This window comes from Xanthomonas sp. NCPPB 3570, assembly GCF_056725115.1.
The window spans coordinates 3,888,553-3,903,978 of record NZ_CM161513.1; the positions used below are offsets into that span (position 1 = coordinate 3,888,553).

Consider the following 15,426-nt stretch of genomic DNA (forward strand, 5'->3'; position numbering starts at 1 on the left):
GTGAAAAGAAGGAACGGCTGCGGCCATCGCGGGCGCGCATTGTCGCCCATCTTCCCCGGCAGCAGATGAATTATTCAGCGGAAACGCGACACCCCGATCGCGGCAGCGGCAATGACTCTATCCCAGTGCACGCGCACGACGAAACGGGCGGCATGGGGCCGCCCGCACGAATCCCACGCACACACCGCGCTCAGGGCCGGCGCGCCGGGGGCGGGGCGGAACCGGCATTGGCGCCGACCAGGGTCCAGGCCGGCATGCCGGCGCGCACCAGCAGGAAATCGGCGTGGCTGTGCAGGCGCCGGCGCTCGGACAGGCTCAGGCCCTGATCCAGCTCCTGCATCAGCACGGAGAACGCGGGCCAGAAGCCGGCGTCGTCATGAAAGGTGGTCAGCAGCATGCTCAATTGCGCCTCGAGCCTGCGCACGGCCGGCAGCAACAGCGACGGCTGGGCGCCACGGCTCGACAGCGCGGCGCCGAGCGCTTCGGCCGCCGCGGCCGCAGGGCTCGCGGCTGGGTGGGCTTGGGTCTCCAACATCGCGCGTGATCCGTTGACGAACATGAAGGGATGATGTCTGAACCGGTGTCAAAGCGACGCGAAATGCGATGCGCGTCTCCAATTTCGAGCTCCCAAAAAAAACGCACCCCGCAGGGTGCGTCGCAGGCCGGCTGTCGCGGGTGGGGCGCCTCGTCGCATCCCCACCCGCGGCCGCGGAGCGCAATGCTTACTTCTTGGCGGCGGCGCTGACCTTCAGGTCGGTCGCATCGACCTTCTTGACCCCGTCGATCTTCTTGGCGACCGCCACGGCCTTGTCCTTCTCCGCCTTGGTCGCGACCGCGCCCGAGAGCTTGACCGTGCCATTGACGGTATCGACCTTGATCTCGGTGCCCGACACGTTCTTGGTGGCCAGCAGATCGGCCTTCACCTTGGTAGTGATCCAGGTGTCGGTGACCGGCTCCTTGGAATCGTGGCGGCTGGCGTCGTGGGCGGTGGTGTCGTGCTGCATGGTGTCCTGCTGGCCCATGGTGCCGTGGTCCTTGGCGCCGGTGGCCTGACCGGCGGCGAACGCCTGGCCGGCGCCGAACGCGAAACCGGCCATCAGGGTGGCGCCGAGCAGGGTGCGTGCATTGATCGTCTTCATCGTGTCTTCCTCCGCTGAATGTGCGCGCAGTCTCCACCACGCCGTCGTACAGGCAGCGTGACCACGGAATCGCCGCAGCGTGAATGCGCAATGCGTACCAGCAGCCGGGCGATACTGGATGCCCGTCGCTTCCGCCCGCGCCCATGTCCGACTTCAATCTCGCCCTGCTCGGCTTCGGCTACGTCGGCCGCACCTTCCATGCGCCGCTGATCGCACACACGCCCGGCCTGCACCTGCACACCGTGGTCTCGCGCCAGGCCGAGGCGGTGACTGCGGCCTGGCCACAGGCGCACGTGGTCGCCGATGCGGCGCAGGCCTTCGCCGATCCGCGGATCGATGCGGTGGTGATCGCCACGCCCAACCAGACCCACGCGCCGTTGGCGCTGGCCGCCCTGGCCCAGGGCAAGCACGTGCTGGTGGACAAGCCGTTCACCCTGGACGTGGCCGAGGCGCAGCAGGTGCTCGACGAGGCGCAACGCGTCGGCCGCATCGTCAGCGTGTTCCAGAACCGGCGCTGGGACGGCGACTTCCTTGGCGTGCGTGCCTTGCTGGAGGCCGGCACGCTCGGCGAGATCGCCGAGTTCCATTCCCACTTCGACCGCCATCGTCCGCAGGTGGTCGACCGCTGGCGCGAGCACGCGCTCCCCGGCTCGGGGCTATGGTTCGACCTGGGGCCGCACCTGCTCGACCAGGCGCTGCAGCTGTTCGGCCCGCCCCAGGCACTGCAGGCCGACCTGGCGCTGCAGCGTCCCGGCGCGCAGACGGTGGATTACGTGCACGCGGTGCTGCGCTATCCGCGGCTGCGGGTGGTGCTGCATGCCGGTTCGCTGGTCGCCGCAAACGGCCTGCGCTTCGCGCTCCACGGCACCGCCGGCAGCTATCTCAAGCATGGACTGGACACGCAGGAAGCGCAGTTGCGCGCCGGAGTCGCGCCGGGCGCGCCCGGCTGGGGCGAGGATCCCCTGCCCGGCCAGTTGCGCCTGGTCGGCGCCGACGGCACGCACGCGGTGCAGACGCTGCCGGCGCACCGCGGCGATTACCGCGACTGCTACGCGGCGTTTCGCGAGGCGCTGGCCGGGCGTGCACCTGCGCCGGTGCATGCGGCGCAGGCGCTGGCAGTAATGCGCCTGCTGGAGGCGGGCGTGCACAGCGCCGCCTCCGGCTGCAGCGTGACGCTGGACTGAGCGCCGCGGCTCAGGCCGGACGCGTGCCGCCCGGCGCGGGTGCGGCGCCGCCCTCGTGCTTGATCGCATGGCCGCCGAACTGGTTGCGCATCGCCGCCAGCAACTTGTCGGCGAACGAATCGTCGTCGCGCGAGCGCAGCCGCTCCAGCAGCGACAGCGTGATCACAGGAGCAGGCACGTCCAGGTCGATCGCCTCGGCCACGGTCCAGCGGCCTTCGCCGGAATCCTGGACGAACGGCGCGATGCCGGCCAGGGTCGGATTCTCGCCCAGCGCATCGGCGCACAGGTCCAGCAGCCAGGAACGCACCACGCTGCCCTGGCGCCAGACCTCGGCCACCTGGTGCAGGTCCAGCGCGAACTCCTGCTTGCGCCCCATCAGCGCGAAGCCTTCGGCATAGGCCTGCATCATTCCGTACTCGATGCCGTTGTGGACCATCTTGGTGAAGTGGCCGGCACCGCTGGGGCCGACGTGTCCCCAACCGGCATCGGCGGCCGGCGCCAGGGTCGCGAACACATCGTGCAGGCGCTGCACCGCGGCGGTGTCGCCGCCGATCATCAGGCTGTAGCCCTCGCGCAGCCCCCACACGCCGCCGCTGGTGCCGCAGTCGACATAGGCGATGCCGTGCGCGGCGAGTTCGCCGGCACGGCGCATCGAATCCTTGTAGTAGGAATTGCCGCCGTCGATCACCACGTCGCCCTCGCCCAGCAGCGGCAGCAGCGCCGCCAGGGTGTCGTCGACGACCTTGCCGGCAGGCACCATCAGCCACACCGCGCGCGGCGCCGGCAACGCCGCGATCAGCGCGGCCATGCTGTCGACCGCTTCCACCCCGCGCTGCTGCGCCGCACTGCGCGCGGCCTCGCCCAGGTCGAAACCGACCACGCGATGCCCGCCGCGCACCAGCCGCTCGGCCATGTTGGCGCCCATCCGGCCCAAGCCTACAAGTCCCAGTTCCATGCGTCGTTCCCGGTTCGAAAAAAGGAGGGTTAGGGTCTCACGAAGCGGCGGCGCCGACGTGACGCTCAGCTAAGGCGCCGGTGCATCGGCACGCGCCGCCTGTGCGCAGTCGCGCAATTGCAGATCGCGCCAGCGCCGGTACAGGGTGGTGTGCAGGTTGTGCAGGGTCAGTTCGACCGCGAACGGGGTGCGCGGATTGCGATCCAGCAGCCGCACCACGTGATAACCGATCGGCTTGACGCCCTTCGGATGCACGTAGACCTGAAAGCCCCGGTAGAACGGATCGTCGAGCAAGGCGTCGAGTTGCGCGAGCACCGCCTGCTGCGCCGGATCCAGGCGCGCGCGCAGCGCCGGGTCGCGCGCGTAAAGCAAGCGCTCGAAGCGCTCCCGCCCCGGACCGCGCAGCGCCTGCGCCAGTTCCCAGATGCGCCGGTTCTGCTCGTCGTAGTACGCGAAACCGCCGTGCGCGCGTAACGCCGTGGCGGCCTCGGCACTGACCGCGGCGACCACGAAGTTCTCCGCCTGGTTGTTGATGTCGTCCAGGTAACGGCGCTCGAACACGTGCACGATGTAGCCGGGCGCACCGAGGAAGGCCGCACGGCCGCGCTGCGCGGTCCTGGCCGCCTTGCCGTCGGCGAAGAACTCGCCGGCATGCGCGCCGAGCAGGATGCTGTCGGTCTCGTGCAGGGCCAGGAAAGTGCCGATCGACAGCTCGTCGGCGCTGAACGCACGATCGAACGCGGCATCGCCATACAGTTCGCGCTGCGTCGCGAGTTGCGCGATCTGCCGGCCGACGCCGCATTCCGAGCGCACGTGGCCGCTGTAGAACGCCTCGATCGCCTGCGCATTGCCGCCTGCCGGCCGATAGCCGCGGCCGAAACTGCGGAAGCGCTCCCAGCCCTGCGCGTGCGCGCCGCGCAGGCCGAAGCCGATCCAGCCCAGTTGCAGCGCCGAGAAGCGATAGCCCGGGTTGTCCTGCAGCCGCGCGACCGCGCGCGTGGTGGCCGCGCCCAGTTGCAGGAAATAGCCGCACTGCGTCGCCGGCGCGTCCAGCAAGGCGCGCAATGCCTGCTGCCGCTGCGCGTCGTTCCAGCCGGTGGGCAAGGCCGCCTGCAGATCGCCGTGCGCCTGCGCCTCGGCCAGCGAACCGCGTTCGCAGGGTGCGCCGGCCGCGATCTGCGGCTGCGCTGCGGCGGTGCTGCCGATGCGCCAGCCCAACTGCTCCAGCAGCGCGGCCAGGCAGGCCGCGCTGGCCTGGTCGGCCGGCGCCGGCGCGGCGGTGGCCGCGGCACTGGCGAGCAGCGCAGCCAGCAGCAGACCCACGCCGCGGCGCGGACGCGGCATGCGCGCGAATCGGGGTGGTCGGATCATGGAGCGGGCATCGCGAACAAGAGCTTCCGTTGGCCACGTGGCGGCGGCGCCCGCGCAGCGTGCCGCCGCGCCCGTGCAGGCGTCGCGAAACCCATCGCCGCCGCGCCGGCGGCCCGGTATTCACTCTTCCGCCATGCCCGGCGCACCTACACTGCGGCTCCCTTGCCGCAAGCGATCCCCTGCATGCACGTGCTCGTTACCGGAGGCACCGGATTCATCGGCCGCGCGTTGTGCGCTGCCCTGCTCGACGCCGGGCACAAGGTCAGCGTGCTCACCCGCGACCCGGCGCGCGCGGCGCGGCTGTTGCCGGCGGTGCAGGCACTGGACGACCTGCGGCGCGCCGCACCGGCCGATGCGGTGATCAACCTCGCCGGCGAACCGCTGACCGAGGGCCGCTGGAGCGCCACCCGCAAACGCCGCTTCCGCACCTCGCGCATCGGCACCACCCGCGCCCTGCTCGACTGGATGAGCGGACTCGACGCTGCGCGGCGCCCGGGTTGCCTGATCTCCGGCTCGGCGATCGGCTACTACGGCGATCGCGGCGACGAGGTCCTGGACGAAACCAGCACGCCCGGCGACGACTTTTCCGCCGAGCTGTGCCGCGACTGGGAAGCCGAAGCGTTGCGCGCGCAGGACCTGGGCGTGCGCACCAGCCTGGTCCGCACCGGCGTGGTGCTGGGCCGCGACGGCGGCGCGCTGGCGCGGATGCTGCTGCCGTTCCGCTTCGGCATGGGCGGACGCATGGGCGATGGCCGCCAGTGGATGAGCTGGATCCACCGCGACGATCAGGTCGGGCTGCTGCTGTGGCTGCTGCAGCATGGTGGCGAAGGCGCCTACGATGCCACCGCGCCAGCGCCGGTGACCAATGCTGCGTTCGCGCAGCAACTCGCCGCCACCCTGCATCGTCCGGCGCTGCTGCCGATGCCGGCGGCGGCGCTGCGCCTGGGCTTCGGCGAGATGGCGGAACTGCTGCTGGGCAGCCAGCGCGTGCTGCCCACACGCGCACAGCGCGAGGGCTACGTGTTCCGTTATCCGCAGCTGGAGACGGCGCTGCGCGACCTGCTCGCCGGTTGAGCTACGGCGGCGGCGCATCGCGCGACGTCGCAACCGACATCCCAAAGAAAACGCCCCGGCGGAGGCCTCCGCCGGGGCGTGCTTTATCACGTCGTCAGGTCGTCAGGTCGGCGCCGGACGCCGACCGACACGGCGCAGCCGCGCGACTCAGTAGCGCTTGCAGACGGTCTCGACCACGCGATTGCCATTGGCCTGCTGACGCTGGCCCTGGATGTAACGGCCGGTGGCGCCACCGGCGACCGCGCCGCCGACCGTGGCCAGCTTGCGGCCGTCGCCCTTGCCGATCTGGTTGCCGAGCAGGCCGCCGATCGCCGCGCCCGCCAGGGTGCCGCCGATGCGGTCCGGGTCGGTGCTGTTCTTGCGCACCGCGACCTTCTTGCAGTGCACGCGGGTGCCGTCGCTGAAGCGGCGGCCATTGTCCTCGGGGCCGTAATGGCGCTGCGCCTCGGCGAGCGGCGCGGCGGCCGTGGCGATGGCGAGCACGGAAAGACACAAGGCGGATTTGAGAGTGTTCATGCTGATTGCTCCTGGGTGGCGGAGCCGATGCACTAGCACCGCGCTCTCGACGGGCGCCACCTTCTCACCGACTTCGCGAATGGTTCGTGAAGCGAAATCGGCCGCATTCAGCTTGTGCAGCAGCGCCTGAATCAGTCGGCGCCGCCGGGTTCGTTGCTTGCCGGCGCCGTCGTGACCGGCGGCTGCGCTGCCGTGGCCGCCGCGGGTGCCGGCGGCGGCGCGGGCACTGCGGCGGGCGGCGGTGACGGCTCGGTCGACGCGGCCGCGGCAGGGGCTGCCGGTGTCGGTGTCGGTGCCGCCATCGCCGCCGGCGCCGGCGGATGCGCAGGCGGCTCCGGTGCCGGCTTGCTCTTGGGCAGGTACTCGCTCATCAACTGGAAGAAGCGCTTGTAGAAGTCGCCGTCCTGCACGGTGCTGCTGGCGACCCGCACCATCGAGTCGTCGCTGCTGCCGATCGGCAGCGACACCGAGCCCAGCACGCCGACACCGACGCTGGCCGAGGTCGGGCTCTTCTTCAGCGCATAGCGGTCCTGCAAGGCACTCACGAACACCCAGGATTCGTCCTGCCCGTGCGCCACGCAGGACACGCGCAGTTCCAGTTGCTCGTGCAACTCGTCGCTGGGCTGGAAGTTCTTGGTGCCTTCCACCGCATCGGCGGTGGCCTTGGACACCACGTAGCCCTGGCTCAGCAGCGCGCGGCGCGCCGATTCGCAGGCCTGCGCCGGCTGCACCGGATAGTTGCGCGAATACGTGTTGTCGGAGTTGAAGGTCTCTTTCACCAGGCCGTCCTGCTTGCGCGCGAAGCAGCCGCTCAGGCCGATCGCGATCAGCGCGAGCGCGGGAATGGCGAGAACCTTGGGGGTAGCGGACATAGGCCGTTGACCGGAGAGAGGGAACCGCGGCAAAGGATAGCCGCAAGCGCGTCGGCGCGGCCTTGACGCCGCCGCGGCCGCTCATCCCGCGGTTAGCGAGATGCGCGGCCGGGCCGCCGCCGGGTCAGGCGGCGGCGGGTTCCAGCGCCAGGTCCACGCGCAGCAGGCCGCCGTCGCCGGCCCGGCGTTCGGCGCGCAGGTAATGATGGGCGTCGAGCAGTTGCAGGGTCGGCGGCGCCGCCAGCGGCTCGCCCCACAGGCTCAGCAGGAAGCCACGCGCGCGCAGCCAGTCGAGCAGCCGCAGCAGGCCGTCCAGGTCGCGCGGCAACAGCAGGTCGACGTCGCCGGGCAGACGCGGTGCCGCCGCCGGATCGGCCAGCCAGCGCGGATAGCTGCCGTACAACGCGAAGGCGAAACCGTCGGCGCGCAGGGCCGCCAGCAGTTGCGCCGTGCCCGCCAAGTCGATGCGCTGGCGCCGGTGCTGGAAGATCAGCGCGTACTCGTGGCTGCGATCGTTGCGGGTGTCGCCGGGCGCCAGCGGCTGCGCCGTTTCGCGCGGGTAGCACAGCACGCGCTCGGGACAGGGCGCGAACAGGCTGCCGAGGATCCGGGCCAGGTCCCAGGCCTGCGGCACGGTGACCTCGCCGAGTTGGACGTTCTCCACCATTGCGATGCAGAAGCCGTCCTCGCGCAGGTGGCGGCGCACGCCATGGAACACCGCGCGCAGGCCGTGCAGGTAGCTTGCATAGTCGGCGCTGGCGTAGAGCTGACCGGCCCCTGCCTCGGCGGGCCAGGCACAGCCGAAGTACGGGACGTTGGTCAGGCACAGGTCCACCGGTGCGGATGGCGCGCAGTGCGGCAAGCCGCCGTCCAGCACCTCGGCGTGCAGGCCCAGCCGCTGCAGCCGTTCGCGCGCCAAGCGCGCACGTGCCGCGTCGATCTCCAGGCCGATGCCGTGGCGGCCTTCCAGTTCGGCCGCGAGCAGCGTGCTGCCGAAGCCGCAGAACGGATCCAGCACACGCGCGCCGGGCGCGCTGAAGTGGCGCACGAACGGCCGCATCTGCCCGACCCAGCCGCAGTCGCGCGCGCCCAGCGGATCGCGCTGGCGCAGGTCCTCCGGCAGCCGATGTTGCGGCGGATCCGACGACGGCGTCCACCAGCTGCGGCTATCCATGCGGCGCCCGCCACAGCAGATCGCGGTCCGGCTGCCAGCCCGCGCACAGCCGGCCGTCGGCGAAGAACACCAGCTTGTAGATGTCGCCGCTGTCGTGGCGCGCGTGCATCGCGCCATAGTCGGAGGTCTCGAATACCACCTCCATGCCGTCGGCGGTGGCCAGGCGCAGGTTCCAGAAGTAGTAGCCCTCGGTGATCTGCAGCGGCTGCAGCGTGCGCCACCACGGCGCGGCCATGCAGGCGCCGAGCACCTGCTCCACCGCGACCCGTGCCTGCGTCAGATAGCGCGCGGTGCCGCCGTCGCGGTAGCCGTCGCCGAGCCGGGAGAACTCGCGGAAGATCACCGTGCGCGCCCCGCAGGCGCGCGCCCAGTCCAGGTAGGCGGCGACGCCGTCGGCATCGGCGATGCCGCCGTGCTGCAGGATGCACACCATGCGCAATGGCAGCGCTTCGGCGATGCGCTGCGCGGTGGCGACGAAGACGCCCGCGTCGGCAATCGCTTCGCCGTCGCGGAAACGCATGATCGCGTCGTTGCACGCCTGCTGCGGATGGTGCCGCGACAGTTCGATCCACGACAGGTCGAAGCGCTGCAAGGCCTGCAGCAGCGCGTCGCCATGGCCGCGGGCGAAACCGGCGCCATTGCTGTACAGCACCCGCTGCTCGACCAGCAGGCCCTCGCGCTCGGCCGCACCCAGGGTCTGCAGCAGCTCCACGAACCAGGCTTCGTCGTCGGTCATCTCCAGCCCCGACAGCGAGTGCGACAGCGGCAGTCCGCGCAGTTGCGCCAACGCCTGATGCAGTTGCGCGAAGTAGTCCGGCGGCGGCCGCAGGCTGGCCGCGGCGGTGCCGCCGGCCTGTGGCCGCAGGGTTTCCGAGCAGAAGCGGCAGCGTGCCGAACACGGCCGCACCGATGCGTAAGGAGTGAAGGTCACTGGCTGCGCGACGCGGTAGTCGCGTGCGCCGATGCGCTGCTGGCGCCAGCGCGACGCATCGGCGGCGGCCGGCACCCGCCATTCCAGGTGCGGGGTGCTGGCGCGCAGCGCGGCGAACAGCGGCGAGCCGCCGCTCAACGGCGGCGCGCTCGGCAGGGAGGCGTGCATGGCCGCCTCCTACAGGCGCGCGGCGTTCGCGCGCTCGCGCACCTCGGCGAAGCTCCAGTCGTGCAGCAGGCGGCCGTTCTCCCACACGGTGACCATCGCATCGTCGTAGCCGGCCGGGCCGGCGACCGCTTCGGCCGACACCGCGTCTGGCGCCACCGGCTCGGTGCGGTAGCTGCCGTACTCGCGGTGCCGCAGCAGGCGCATGCGCCCGCGCTTGCTGAGCTTGCCCTTGTCGGTGACCGGATCCTTGTAGACGTCGATCCAGCGGCCGTCGACGCGCGCGGCCGAACACTTCAACGCGAACTTCTGCGTATCGCGGTCGAGCCGCTGCAGCAACGCGCCGCCCATGCCGAAGGCCAGGTTGTCGGTGGCGTAGCCGGCGCTGGTGATGCGCTCCAGGATCGCGCGGATGCTGGTCGGGTTGACCCCGTCGCCCTGGATCACCCGCACGTGGTTGAGCACCTTGTAGCCCTTGCCGTTGACGCTGTGGCCGAAGGCCTCGTCGAGCAGTTCCAGGCACTGGTGCACCACCGCCACCGGATCGCCGGAGTCCGGGCGGATCACCACGGTGGCGCCGGAGGCGATCACCTCCTCGCGCAGCGTGGTGCCCCAGTGCTCACGGATCGCGTGGAAGATGTCGTAGCTGTCCGACACCACCGCGACCACGCCGCCGGGCTTGCCGAACTGCTTGAGCATGTTGCGGTACGCATCGACCTCGCGCTCGCGGCCCCAACTGGTGATGGTGCTGTGCTCGGCGGCGGGGATCGAATAGCCGGCCATCGGCTCGTGGTAGTGCGCGCGCGCCAGCAACAGCCCGGACACGGTGTCGGTGCCGAGGAAGTTGACCAGGTGCGCCGCGCCACCGATCGCCGCCGATTCCAGGCTGGACACGCCGCGCGCGCCGAAGTCGTGCAGCTTGAACGGCAACTGCCCGTCCGGATCGTCGCTGGTGCGCTCCAGGAACTGGCGGATGGTCTGCTTGGCATGCCAGCTCACCGTGGCCACGGTCACCGGATACCAGATGCGCAGCAGCAGCGTCTCCAGGTACGACGGCACCCAGTAGGCCTGCGCGTCGGTGGACTCGATGGTCATCAGCGCGTTGTGGGTCGGCACCACGCTGCCCTCGGGCACGGCGCGGATGCGGATCGGCAACTGGCCGCCGAGGCGGTCGACGATGTCGCGCCAGCCGGCCTCGTTGAACGGCTCGCCGTGCGCGGCGAACAGGTCGCGCGCCTCGTCGATGTCGGCATGGGTGACGGGGCGGCCCAGCGCCTCCTTCAGGATCGACTGCAGGCCGAAGAACACGGTGCGGTCGTAGACGCCGCCGCGCGATTCCACATAGAAGAACGTGGCGTCGGTGCCGGGCGGGTACTGCAGCCAGTGGCTGGCCTTGTAGCTGTCGGTGTTGAGCAGCAGGTTGTTCAGGCATTGCATGACGGAAGCTCCTTCGCGTCTGGGAAAGCCGGCGGTCTGTCCGCCGACCGGGAAGGCCGCGTCAGCCGCGGCCCAGGAAGAATTCGAGCAGGTGCAGGTGGTCTTCGAACAGTTTCGGGCCCATGCCCAGCACTTCGCTGACCGGCACCCAGCGCGCCTTGTCGGCGTCGTCCCCGCCGCGCACCTCGGGCAGTTCGCCGAACACGAACTCGAAGTGGAAGGCATGGGTGATGGTGCGCCCGCGCAGGCTGCGTTCGGGGTGGTCGAAGACGTGGCGGTTCTTCAGCGAGCCCTTGAGCACCGGCACCGGGATCTTCAGCCGGGTCTCCTCGCGCAGCTCGCGCAGGCACGCATCGAGGATGCTCTCGTGCTGGCCGACGAAACCGCCCGGCAGCGCCCACAGGCCCTTGCCCGGCGCCGCGCGGCGGCGCACCAGCAGCACGTGCCCGGAATGCACCACCACCGCATCGGCGGTGACGAAGGTCGGCGGATACGGCGCCTCCTTCCAGGCGGCGCGGTACTGCTCGATGAACTGGTACTCGGCGAGCAGTTCGGCATACGACGGCGAGTTCTTGCGGAACGCCTCGAGCATGTCGAACACCGGCGCCGGCACGTTGCCGCGCAGCATCAGCAGCGCGCCGTGGAAATCGATGCTGCCGGCCTCGAACAGGTAACGGCGCAGCTCGGTCGCCGACAGCGTCTCGGTGTGCTGCACGTCGACCAGCGGCCACTGCGGGAACTCGCGCAGGTAATAGCTGCTGGCGTCCTTGTCCATGCCGATCAGGCCGATCCGCGCCTCGGCGCTGCCGCCGTCGCTGCGCACCGCCTCGGCCACCGTGGACTGCACCGCGGCGATCCACTGGCTTTCGTTGTACAGGTGATCGCGCAGCGGACGCAGGATCAAGCGCTCGCCGGCACCTTCCAGTGCGGCCTGGATCATCACGCTGCGCTCGGCAACGGTCCAGGGATTGCGGATGGTGCGGGGAGTCTCGGCCGAGCCGATCAGGAAGATGAGTTTCTGTCCACGCGCCAGGGCGTGGCGGGCAACGGCGGCGTGGCCGTTGTGGAAGGGCTCGAAGCGCCCGATGAACACCAGATAGTCGAACTCCATGAGCATCCCTCACGGTTGGGTGGATCGCCGCGGGTCTGTCCCTTGGCGTGGGGGAAATGCTACGCCGATGCCGCATCGCGTCAAGTGACGCACCGCGCAGATTCATCGGCCATCCAGACAGCGCGCGCGGACGCCGCGCCGGCGACGCTGCAGTGCAGCGCGCGTCGCCACAGCGATCGCGCTAGCCTCGTGCGCGCCGCGGCCACGGGGACCGCCCGGCACGTCGCGCCGGCCGTCGTTCGCGGTCCGCGCGACGCCCCTTCTTCCCTCCTCCCATCACTGCGAGAATCGCATGAACCGATCGAGCAAGCGCGTGTCCGCCTGGCTGCTGGTGTTGTTGCTCGCCTGTCTGTGTGCGCCGGCCATGGCGCAGACCTTCGCCAAGGGTGCCGATGTCAGTTGGATCGACCAGCAGGAGAGCAGCGGGCGCGTGTTCCGCAACGCCTCCGGCGCCACCACCGATTTCTTCTCGCTGCTCAAGGGCACCGGCGTCAACGCGATCCGGCTGCGCGTGTGGGTCAATCCGCAAGGCGGCTGGAACGACGGCGCCGACACGCTGAACATGGCCAAGCGCGCGAAGGCGCAGGGCATGCGCATCATGATCGACTTCCACTACAGCGACAGCTGGGCCGATCCCGGCAAGCAGACCAAGCCGGCGGCCTGGAGCAACCACGACTTCGCCACCCTGGTGAAGGACGTGTACTCGCACACCAACGGCATCCTGTCCTACCTCAAGTCCAACGGCATCGACGTGAACTGGGTGCAGGTGGGCAACGAGATCAACAGCGGCATGCTGTGGCCGGACGGCAAGACGCCCAACTTCGGCAACCTCGCGCAGCTGATCAACAGCGGCTACAACGCCAGCAAGTCGGTCTACCCCAACGCCAAGGTGATCGTGCACCTGGCCAATGGCTACGACAACGCGACCTTCCGCTGGTTCTTCGACAGCCTCAAGTCGGCCGGCGGCAAGTGGGACGTGGTCGGCATGTCGCACTACCCGTCCCCCAATGCCTGGCAGAGCGCCAACACCCAGATCGCCAGCAACATGCAGGACATGGTGGCGCGCTACGGGTCGGACGTGATCGTCAGCGAGGTCGGCATGGACTGGCAGCAGGCCGCCACCACCCGCGCGATGCTGGCCGATCTGCTCAGCAAGACCCGCGCGCTCGGCAGCCGCGGGCTGGGCGTGTTCTATTGGGAACCCGACGCGTATCCGGGCTGGCAGGGCTACACGATGGGCGCGGTCGACAACAACGGCAAACTCACCCAGGCGCTGTCGGCGTTCAACTGATCGCCGCTCGGCAGGCGCGCCACGCGGTGGTCACCGACACCACCGCCGTGCCACCATCGCGTGCTCCGCTCCTGTCGAGATCTGCCATGTCGCTGTCGCTGTCGTCCGCGCGCAAGCTCGCGCTTCCTCTGCTGCTGGTGCTGGGCGCGTGCATCGCGCCGGCGCAGGCGCGCACGCCCGCAATGCCCGCCGCGCCGGCCCCGCTCAAGGTGATGAGCTTCAATGTGCGCGTGCCGGTCGACACCGACGGCGACAAGCGCTGGGACGTGCGCCGCAGCGCGATGGCCTCGCTGATCCGCGCGCAGCATCCGGATGTGTTCGGCACCCAGGAACTGGTCGAGCGCCAGGCCGACTACCTGGCCGCGCAATTGCCGGAGTACCGCTGGTTCGGTCCCAGCCGCGACGGCAAGGACGACGGCGAACGCATGGGCGTGTTCTACGACAGCCGCAGGCTGAAGCTGGTGGACTCGGGACACTTCTGGCTGTCGGACACGCCGGAGGTGATGGGCAGCATCAGCTGGGGCCACCCGCTGCCGCGCATGGTCAACTGGGGGCTGTTCGAGCGCATCGGCGATGGCCGCCGCTTCTACCTGTTCGACACCCATCTGCCCTATCGCGACGAGGACGAAGCCGCGCGCGCCAAGGGCGCGGCGCTGATCGTGTCGCGGCTGAAGGCGCTGCCGGCGGACGTGCCGGTGGTGCTGACCGGCGACTTCAACACCGTGCCGGACTCGCCGACCTACCGCACCCTCACCGCCAGCCTGGCCGATGCGCGCACGCAGGTGGCGCAGCCGCGGGGCCCGGAAGCGACCTTCCACGATTTCACCGGCCACCCGGACCGGCGCATCGACTGGATCCTCTCGCGCGGGCTCAAAGCAACCGACTACGCCACACTCGACGCGCGGCCGGAAGGCCACTGGCCATCGGACCATTTCCCGGTGATCGCCACCTTCGCCTGGCCGCAGTGAGGCGCGTGGGCCTGCGGCATGAACCGCAGGCCCGCGAACGGAAGCGGTTCCTATCTGTTCGGTATCAGCCGCGACGAGGCGCCAGCGGTAAAGCCTGTCGCGGCTGAAGCCGCTCCTACCAGGCGACGTCATGCCTGGTGAGGCAGACGGTTAGCTAACGAAGTGCCGCTCGTCGTAGGAGCGGCTTCAGCCGCGACGCGCGTCACCGGGGAACAGCCGTCGCAAGCGATCCCGGACAGCGTAACAAGGCCCGCGCCTGCCAGTTAACGATGCCTCGCTGCACCATTGCGCAAGCGCATCGTCAGAGGCGTCCGTCGTACGCCAGCCGACGGATCCTCAGGCCGTCGGCACGGCATGCGCGCACAACCAGTCCAACACCTGCTGCACCGGCGACGATGGCGCCGGTGTCGGTCGCCACACGATCGACAACTGGCGCAACGCCCACGGCTCGTGCAGCGGCACCGCGACCAGTTGCGCGCGCACGCTGACCCGCTCCAATGCCGCCTGCGGCAGGATCGCCACGCCGGCGCCGCGTGCCAGCATCCGGCACAGCGGCTCGATGCCGTGCACCTGTGCGCGCAGACGCAACTGGCCACCGGCACGCGCGGCCTGGGTCCGCAGATGCTGCTGCAACGCGCTGTCCTCGGCCAGGCCGAGCAACTGCGCCTGCCACACCTGTGCGAACCGCAGCTGCGACGCCTGTGCCAGCGGGTGCGTGGCCGCGGCCACCAGCACCAGCCGGTCCTGCCGGAATGGGTGGGCCTGCAAGCCCTGCAGATCGGCGTGATCGGCGATCACCGCCAGGTCGGCGCGTTGCTCGCGCAGTGCGTCGGCCGCGGCGACGCTGCCTTGCTCGCGCAGCGCCAGATCGATGCGCGGATGCGCCACCAGGAACTCGGCCAGCACCTCCGGCAACCACTCCGACAGCGCCGCGGTATTGGCCAGCAGGCGCACACTCGCCTGATGGCCGCCAGCGTATTCGCCCAGTTCGCTGCGCATCGCCTCGGCCTGGCGCAGCAACTGCCGCGCGTGCCGCAGCAGCGCGGTGCCGGCCGCGGTGAGGCCGACGCCGCGCGGGCCGCGGTCGAACAACGCGACGCCGAGCTGCGTCTCCAGCGCGCGGATGCGTGCACTGGCGGCGGCCAGCGACAATGCTGCGCGGTCGGCGCCGGCGGTGATGCTGCCGGCTTCGGCCACCGCCAGGAACAGCCGCAGATCGGTGAAATCCAGATGCATCG

The 15,426-nt window shown here is 70.4% G+C and carries 15 protein-coding genes; 4 read left to right on the plus strand and 11 right to left on the minus strand.

Translation table 11 applies throughout. The annotated features are described in order from the left end of the window. Positions 1 to 190: 190 nt before the first annotated feature. Together AC1PLR_RS16755 and AC1PLR_RS16760 are read right to left on the minus strand one after the other, a co-directional pair. Positions 191 to 559 carry a hypothetical protein gene (locus AC1PLR_RS16755; RefSeq protein WP_209231485.1) on the minus strand — a complete coding sequence of 123 codons (369 nt, stop codon included), beginning with the start codon at positions 557 to 559 and terminating at the stop codon, positions 191 to 193. A 163-nt stretch (positions 560 to 722) separates the two neighbouring features. Next, positions 723 to 1,139 (minus strand): BON domain-containing protein, encoded by a 417-nt coding sequence (locus AC1PLR_RS16760; protein ID WP_481098895.1) that lies wholly within the window; start codon positions 1,137 to 1,139, stop codon positions 723 to 725. Positions 1,140 to 1,282: 143 nt separating this feature from the next. On the opposite strand from AC1PLR_RS16760, the gene AC1PLR_RS16765 reads away from it, so the two are divergent. Then, positions 1,283 to 2,323, plus strand: coding sequence for an oxidoreductase (locus tag AC1PLR_RS16765; RefSeq protein ID WP_481101713.1), 1,041 nt, complete (start codon positions 1,283 to 1,285; stop codon positions 2,321 to 2,323). Positions 2,324 to 2,333: 10 nt separating this feature from the next. Here the strand turns inward: AC1PLR_RS16765 and gnd are convergent, their stop codons facing one another. Next, positions 2,334 to 3,278, minus strand: coding sequence for a phosphogluconate dehydrogenase (NAD(+)-dependent, decarboxylating) (gene gnd / locus AC1PLR_RS16770; RefSeq protein WP_481101714.1), 945 nt, complete (start codon positions 3,276 to 3,278; stop codon positions 2,334 to 2,336). Positions 3,279 to 3,347: 69 nt separating this feature from the next. Next, positions 3,348 to 4,649, minus strand: coding sequence for a hypothetical protein (locus AC1PLR_RS16775; protein WP_481101715.1), 1,302 nt, complete (start codon positions 4,647 to 4,649; stop codon positions 3,348 to 3,350). Between the two features lie 183 nt (positions 4,650 to 4,832). Between AC1PLR_RS16775 and AC1PLR_RS16780 the strand changes: the two genes are divergently transcribed. Then, on the plus strand, positions 4,833 to 5,723 hold the full coding sequence (locus AC1PLR_RS16780) for a TIGR01777 family oxidoreductase (RefSeq protein WP_420007781.1): 891 nt from the start codon (positions 4,833 to 4,835) through the stop codon (positions 5,721 to 5,723). 147 nt (positions 5,724 to 5,870) lie between these two features. Here AC1PLR_RS16780 and AC1PLR_RS16785 read toward each other — a convergent pair whose 3' ends face one another. The 6 genes from AC1PLR_RS16785 to AC1PLR_RS16810 all read right to left on the minus strand — a co-directional run bounded on the left by AC1PLR_RS16785 (position 5,871) and on the right by AC1PLR_RS16810 (position 11,935). After that, positions 5,871 to 6,239, minus strand: a complete 369-nt coding sequence (locus AC1PLR_RS16785; protein WP_048492391.1) for a glycine zipper 2TM domain-containing protein — start codon at positions 6,237 to 6,239, stop codon at positions 5,871 to 5,873. Positions 6,240 to 6,370: 131 nt separating this feature from the next. Continuing rightward, entirely contained in the window at positions 6,371 to 7,111 is a 741-nt protein-coding gene (locus tag AC1PLR_RS16790) for a DUF2242 domain-containing protein (RefSeq protein ID WP_420007782.1), read from the minus strand. 124 nt (positions 7,112 to 7,235) lie between these two features. Then, complete coding sequence (locus AC1PLR_RS16795) at positions 7,236 to 8,285, minus strand: DNA methyltransferase (RefSeq protein WP_420007783.1); 1,050 nt, start codon at positions 8,283 to 8,285, stop codon at positions 7,236 to 7,238. Then, the gene (locus AC1PLR_RS16800; protein ID WP_420007784.1) at positions 8,278 to 9,384 is read right to left on the minus strand and encodes a hypothetical protein; all 1,107 of its coding nucleotides are present in this window, start codon (positions 9,382 to 9,384) and stop codon (positions 8,278 to 8,280) included. The genes AC1PLR_RS16795 and AC1PLR_RS16800 overlap by 8 nt, the downstream gene beginning before the upstream one ends. Positions 9,385 to 9,393: 9 nt before the next feature. Next, positions 9,394 to 10,818 carry a nicotinate phosphoribosyltransferase gene (locus AC1PLR_RS16805; RefSeq protein ID WP_420007785.1) on the minus strand — a complete coding sequence of 475 codons (1,425 nt, stop codon included), beginning with the start codon at positions 10,816 to 10,818 and terminating at the stop codon, positions 9,394 to 9,396. A gap of 61 nt (positions 10,819 to 10,879) precedes the next feature. Then, a complete protein-coding gene (locus tag AC1PLR_RS16810) occupies positions 10,880 to 11,935 on the minus strand; it encodes a bifunctional nicotinamide-nucleotide adenylyltransferase/Nudix hydroxylase (protein WP_010343124.1) in 1,056 nt (351 codons plus the stop codon). A 286-nt stretch (positions 11,936 to 12,221) separates the two neighbouring features. Between AC1PLR_RS16810 and AC1PLR_RS16815 the strand changes: the two genes are divergently transcribed. Beyond that, positions 12,222 to 13,220, plus strand: coding sequence for an arabinogalactan endo-1,4-beta-galactosidase (locus AC1PLR_RS16815; protein WP_371183435.1), 999 nt, complete (start codon positions 12,222 to 12,224; stop codon positions 13,218 to 13,220). An 86-nt stretch (positions 13,221 to 13,306) separates the two neighbouring features. Next, a complete protein-coding gene (locus AC1PLR_RS16820; RefSeq protein ID WP_481101716.1) occupies positions 13,307 to 14,188 on the plus strand; it encodes an endonuclease/exonuclease/phosphatase family protein in 882 nt (293 codons plus the stop codon). A gap of 336 nt (positions 14,189 to 14,524) precedes the next feature. Here the strand turns inward: AC1PLR_RS16820 and AC1PLR_RS16825 are convergent, their stop codons facing one another. Next, on the minus strand, positions 14,525 to 15,424 hold the full coding sequence (locus AC1PLR_RS16825; protein ID WP_481101717.1) for a LysR substrate-binding domain-containing protein: 900 nt from the start codon (positions 15,422 to 15,424) through the stop codon (positions 14,525 to 14,527). Between the last annotated feature and the right edge of the window lie 2 nt (positions 15,425 to 15,426).

Coding starts and splice junctions, on each gene's coding strand:
- AC1PLR_RS16790 (WP_420007782.1), bottom strand. CDS start 7,111: ATGTCCGCTACCCCCAAGGTTCTCGCCATTCCCGCGCTCGCGCTGATC.
- AC1PLR_RS16810 (WP_010343124.1), bottom strand. CDS start 11,935: ATGCTCATGGAGTTCGACTATCTGGTGTTCATCGGGCGCTTCGAGCCC.
- AC1PLR_RS16780 (WP_420007781.1), top strand. CDS start 4,833: ATGCACGTGCTCGTTACCGGAGGCACCGGATTCATCGGCCGCGCGTTG.
- AC1PLR_RS16815 (WP_371183435.1), top strand. CDS start 12,222: ATGAACCGATCGAGCAAGCGCGTGTCCGCCTGGCTGCTGGTGTTGTTG.
- AC1PLR_RS16800 (WP_420007784.1), bottom strand. CDS start 9,384: ATGCACGCCTCCCTGCCGAGCGCGCCGCCGTTGAGCGGCGGCTCGCCG.
- AC1PLR_RS16785 (WP_048492391.1), bottom strand. CDS start 6,239: ATGAACACTCTCAAATCCGCCTTGTGTCTTTCCGTGCTCGCCATCGCC.
- AC1PLR_RS16775 (WP_481101715.1), bottom strand. CDS start 4,649: ATGATCCGACCACCCCGATTCGCGCGCATGCCGCGTCCGCGCCGCGGC.
- AC1PLR_RS16760 (WP_481098895.1), bottom strand. CDS start 1,139: ATGAAGACGATCAATGCACGCACCCTGCTCGGCGCCACCCTGATGGCC.
- AC1PLR_RS16805 (WP_420007785.1), bottom strand. CDS start 10,818: ATGCAATGCCTGAACAACCTGCTGCTCAACACCGACAGCTACAAGGCC.
- gnd (WP_481101714.1), bottom strand. CDS start 3,278: ATGGAACTGGGACTTGTAGGCTTGGGCCGGATGGGCGCCAACATGGCC.
- AC1PLR_RS16755 (WP_209231485.1), bottom strand. CDS start 559: ATGTTCGTCAACGGATCACGCGCGATGTTGGAGACCCAAGCCCACCCA.
- AC1PLR_RS16795 (WP_420007783.1), bottom strand. CDS start 8,285: ATGGATAGCCGCAGCTGGTGGACGCCGTCGTCGGATCCGCCGCAACAT.
- AC1PLR_RS16820 (WP_481101716.1), top strand. CDS start 13,307: ATGTCGCTGTCGCTGTCGTCCGCGCGCAAGCTCGCGCTTCCTCTGCTG.
- AC1PLR_RS16765 (WP_481101713.1), top strand. CDS start 1,283: ATGTCCGACTTCAATCTCGCCCTGCTCGGCTTCGGCTACGTCGGCCGC.
- AC1PLR_RS16825 (WP_481101717.1), bottom strand. CDS start 15,424: ATGCATCTGGATTTCACCGATCTGCGGCTGTTCCTGGCGGTGGCCGAA.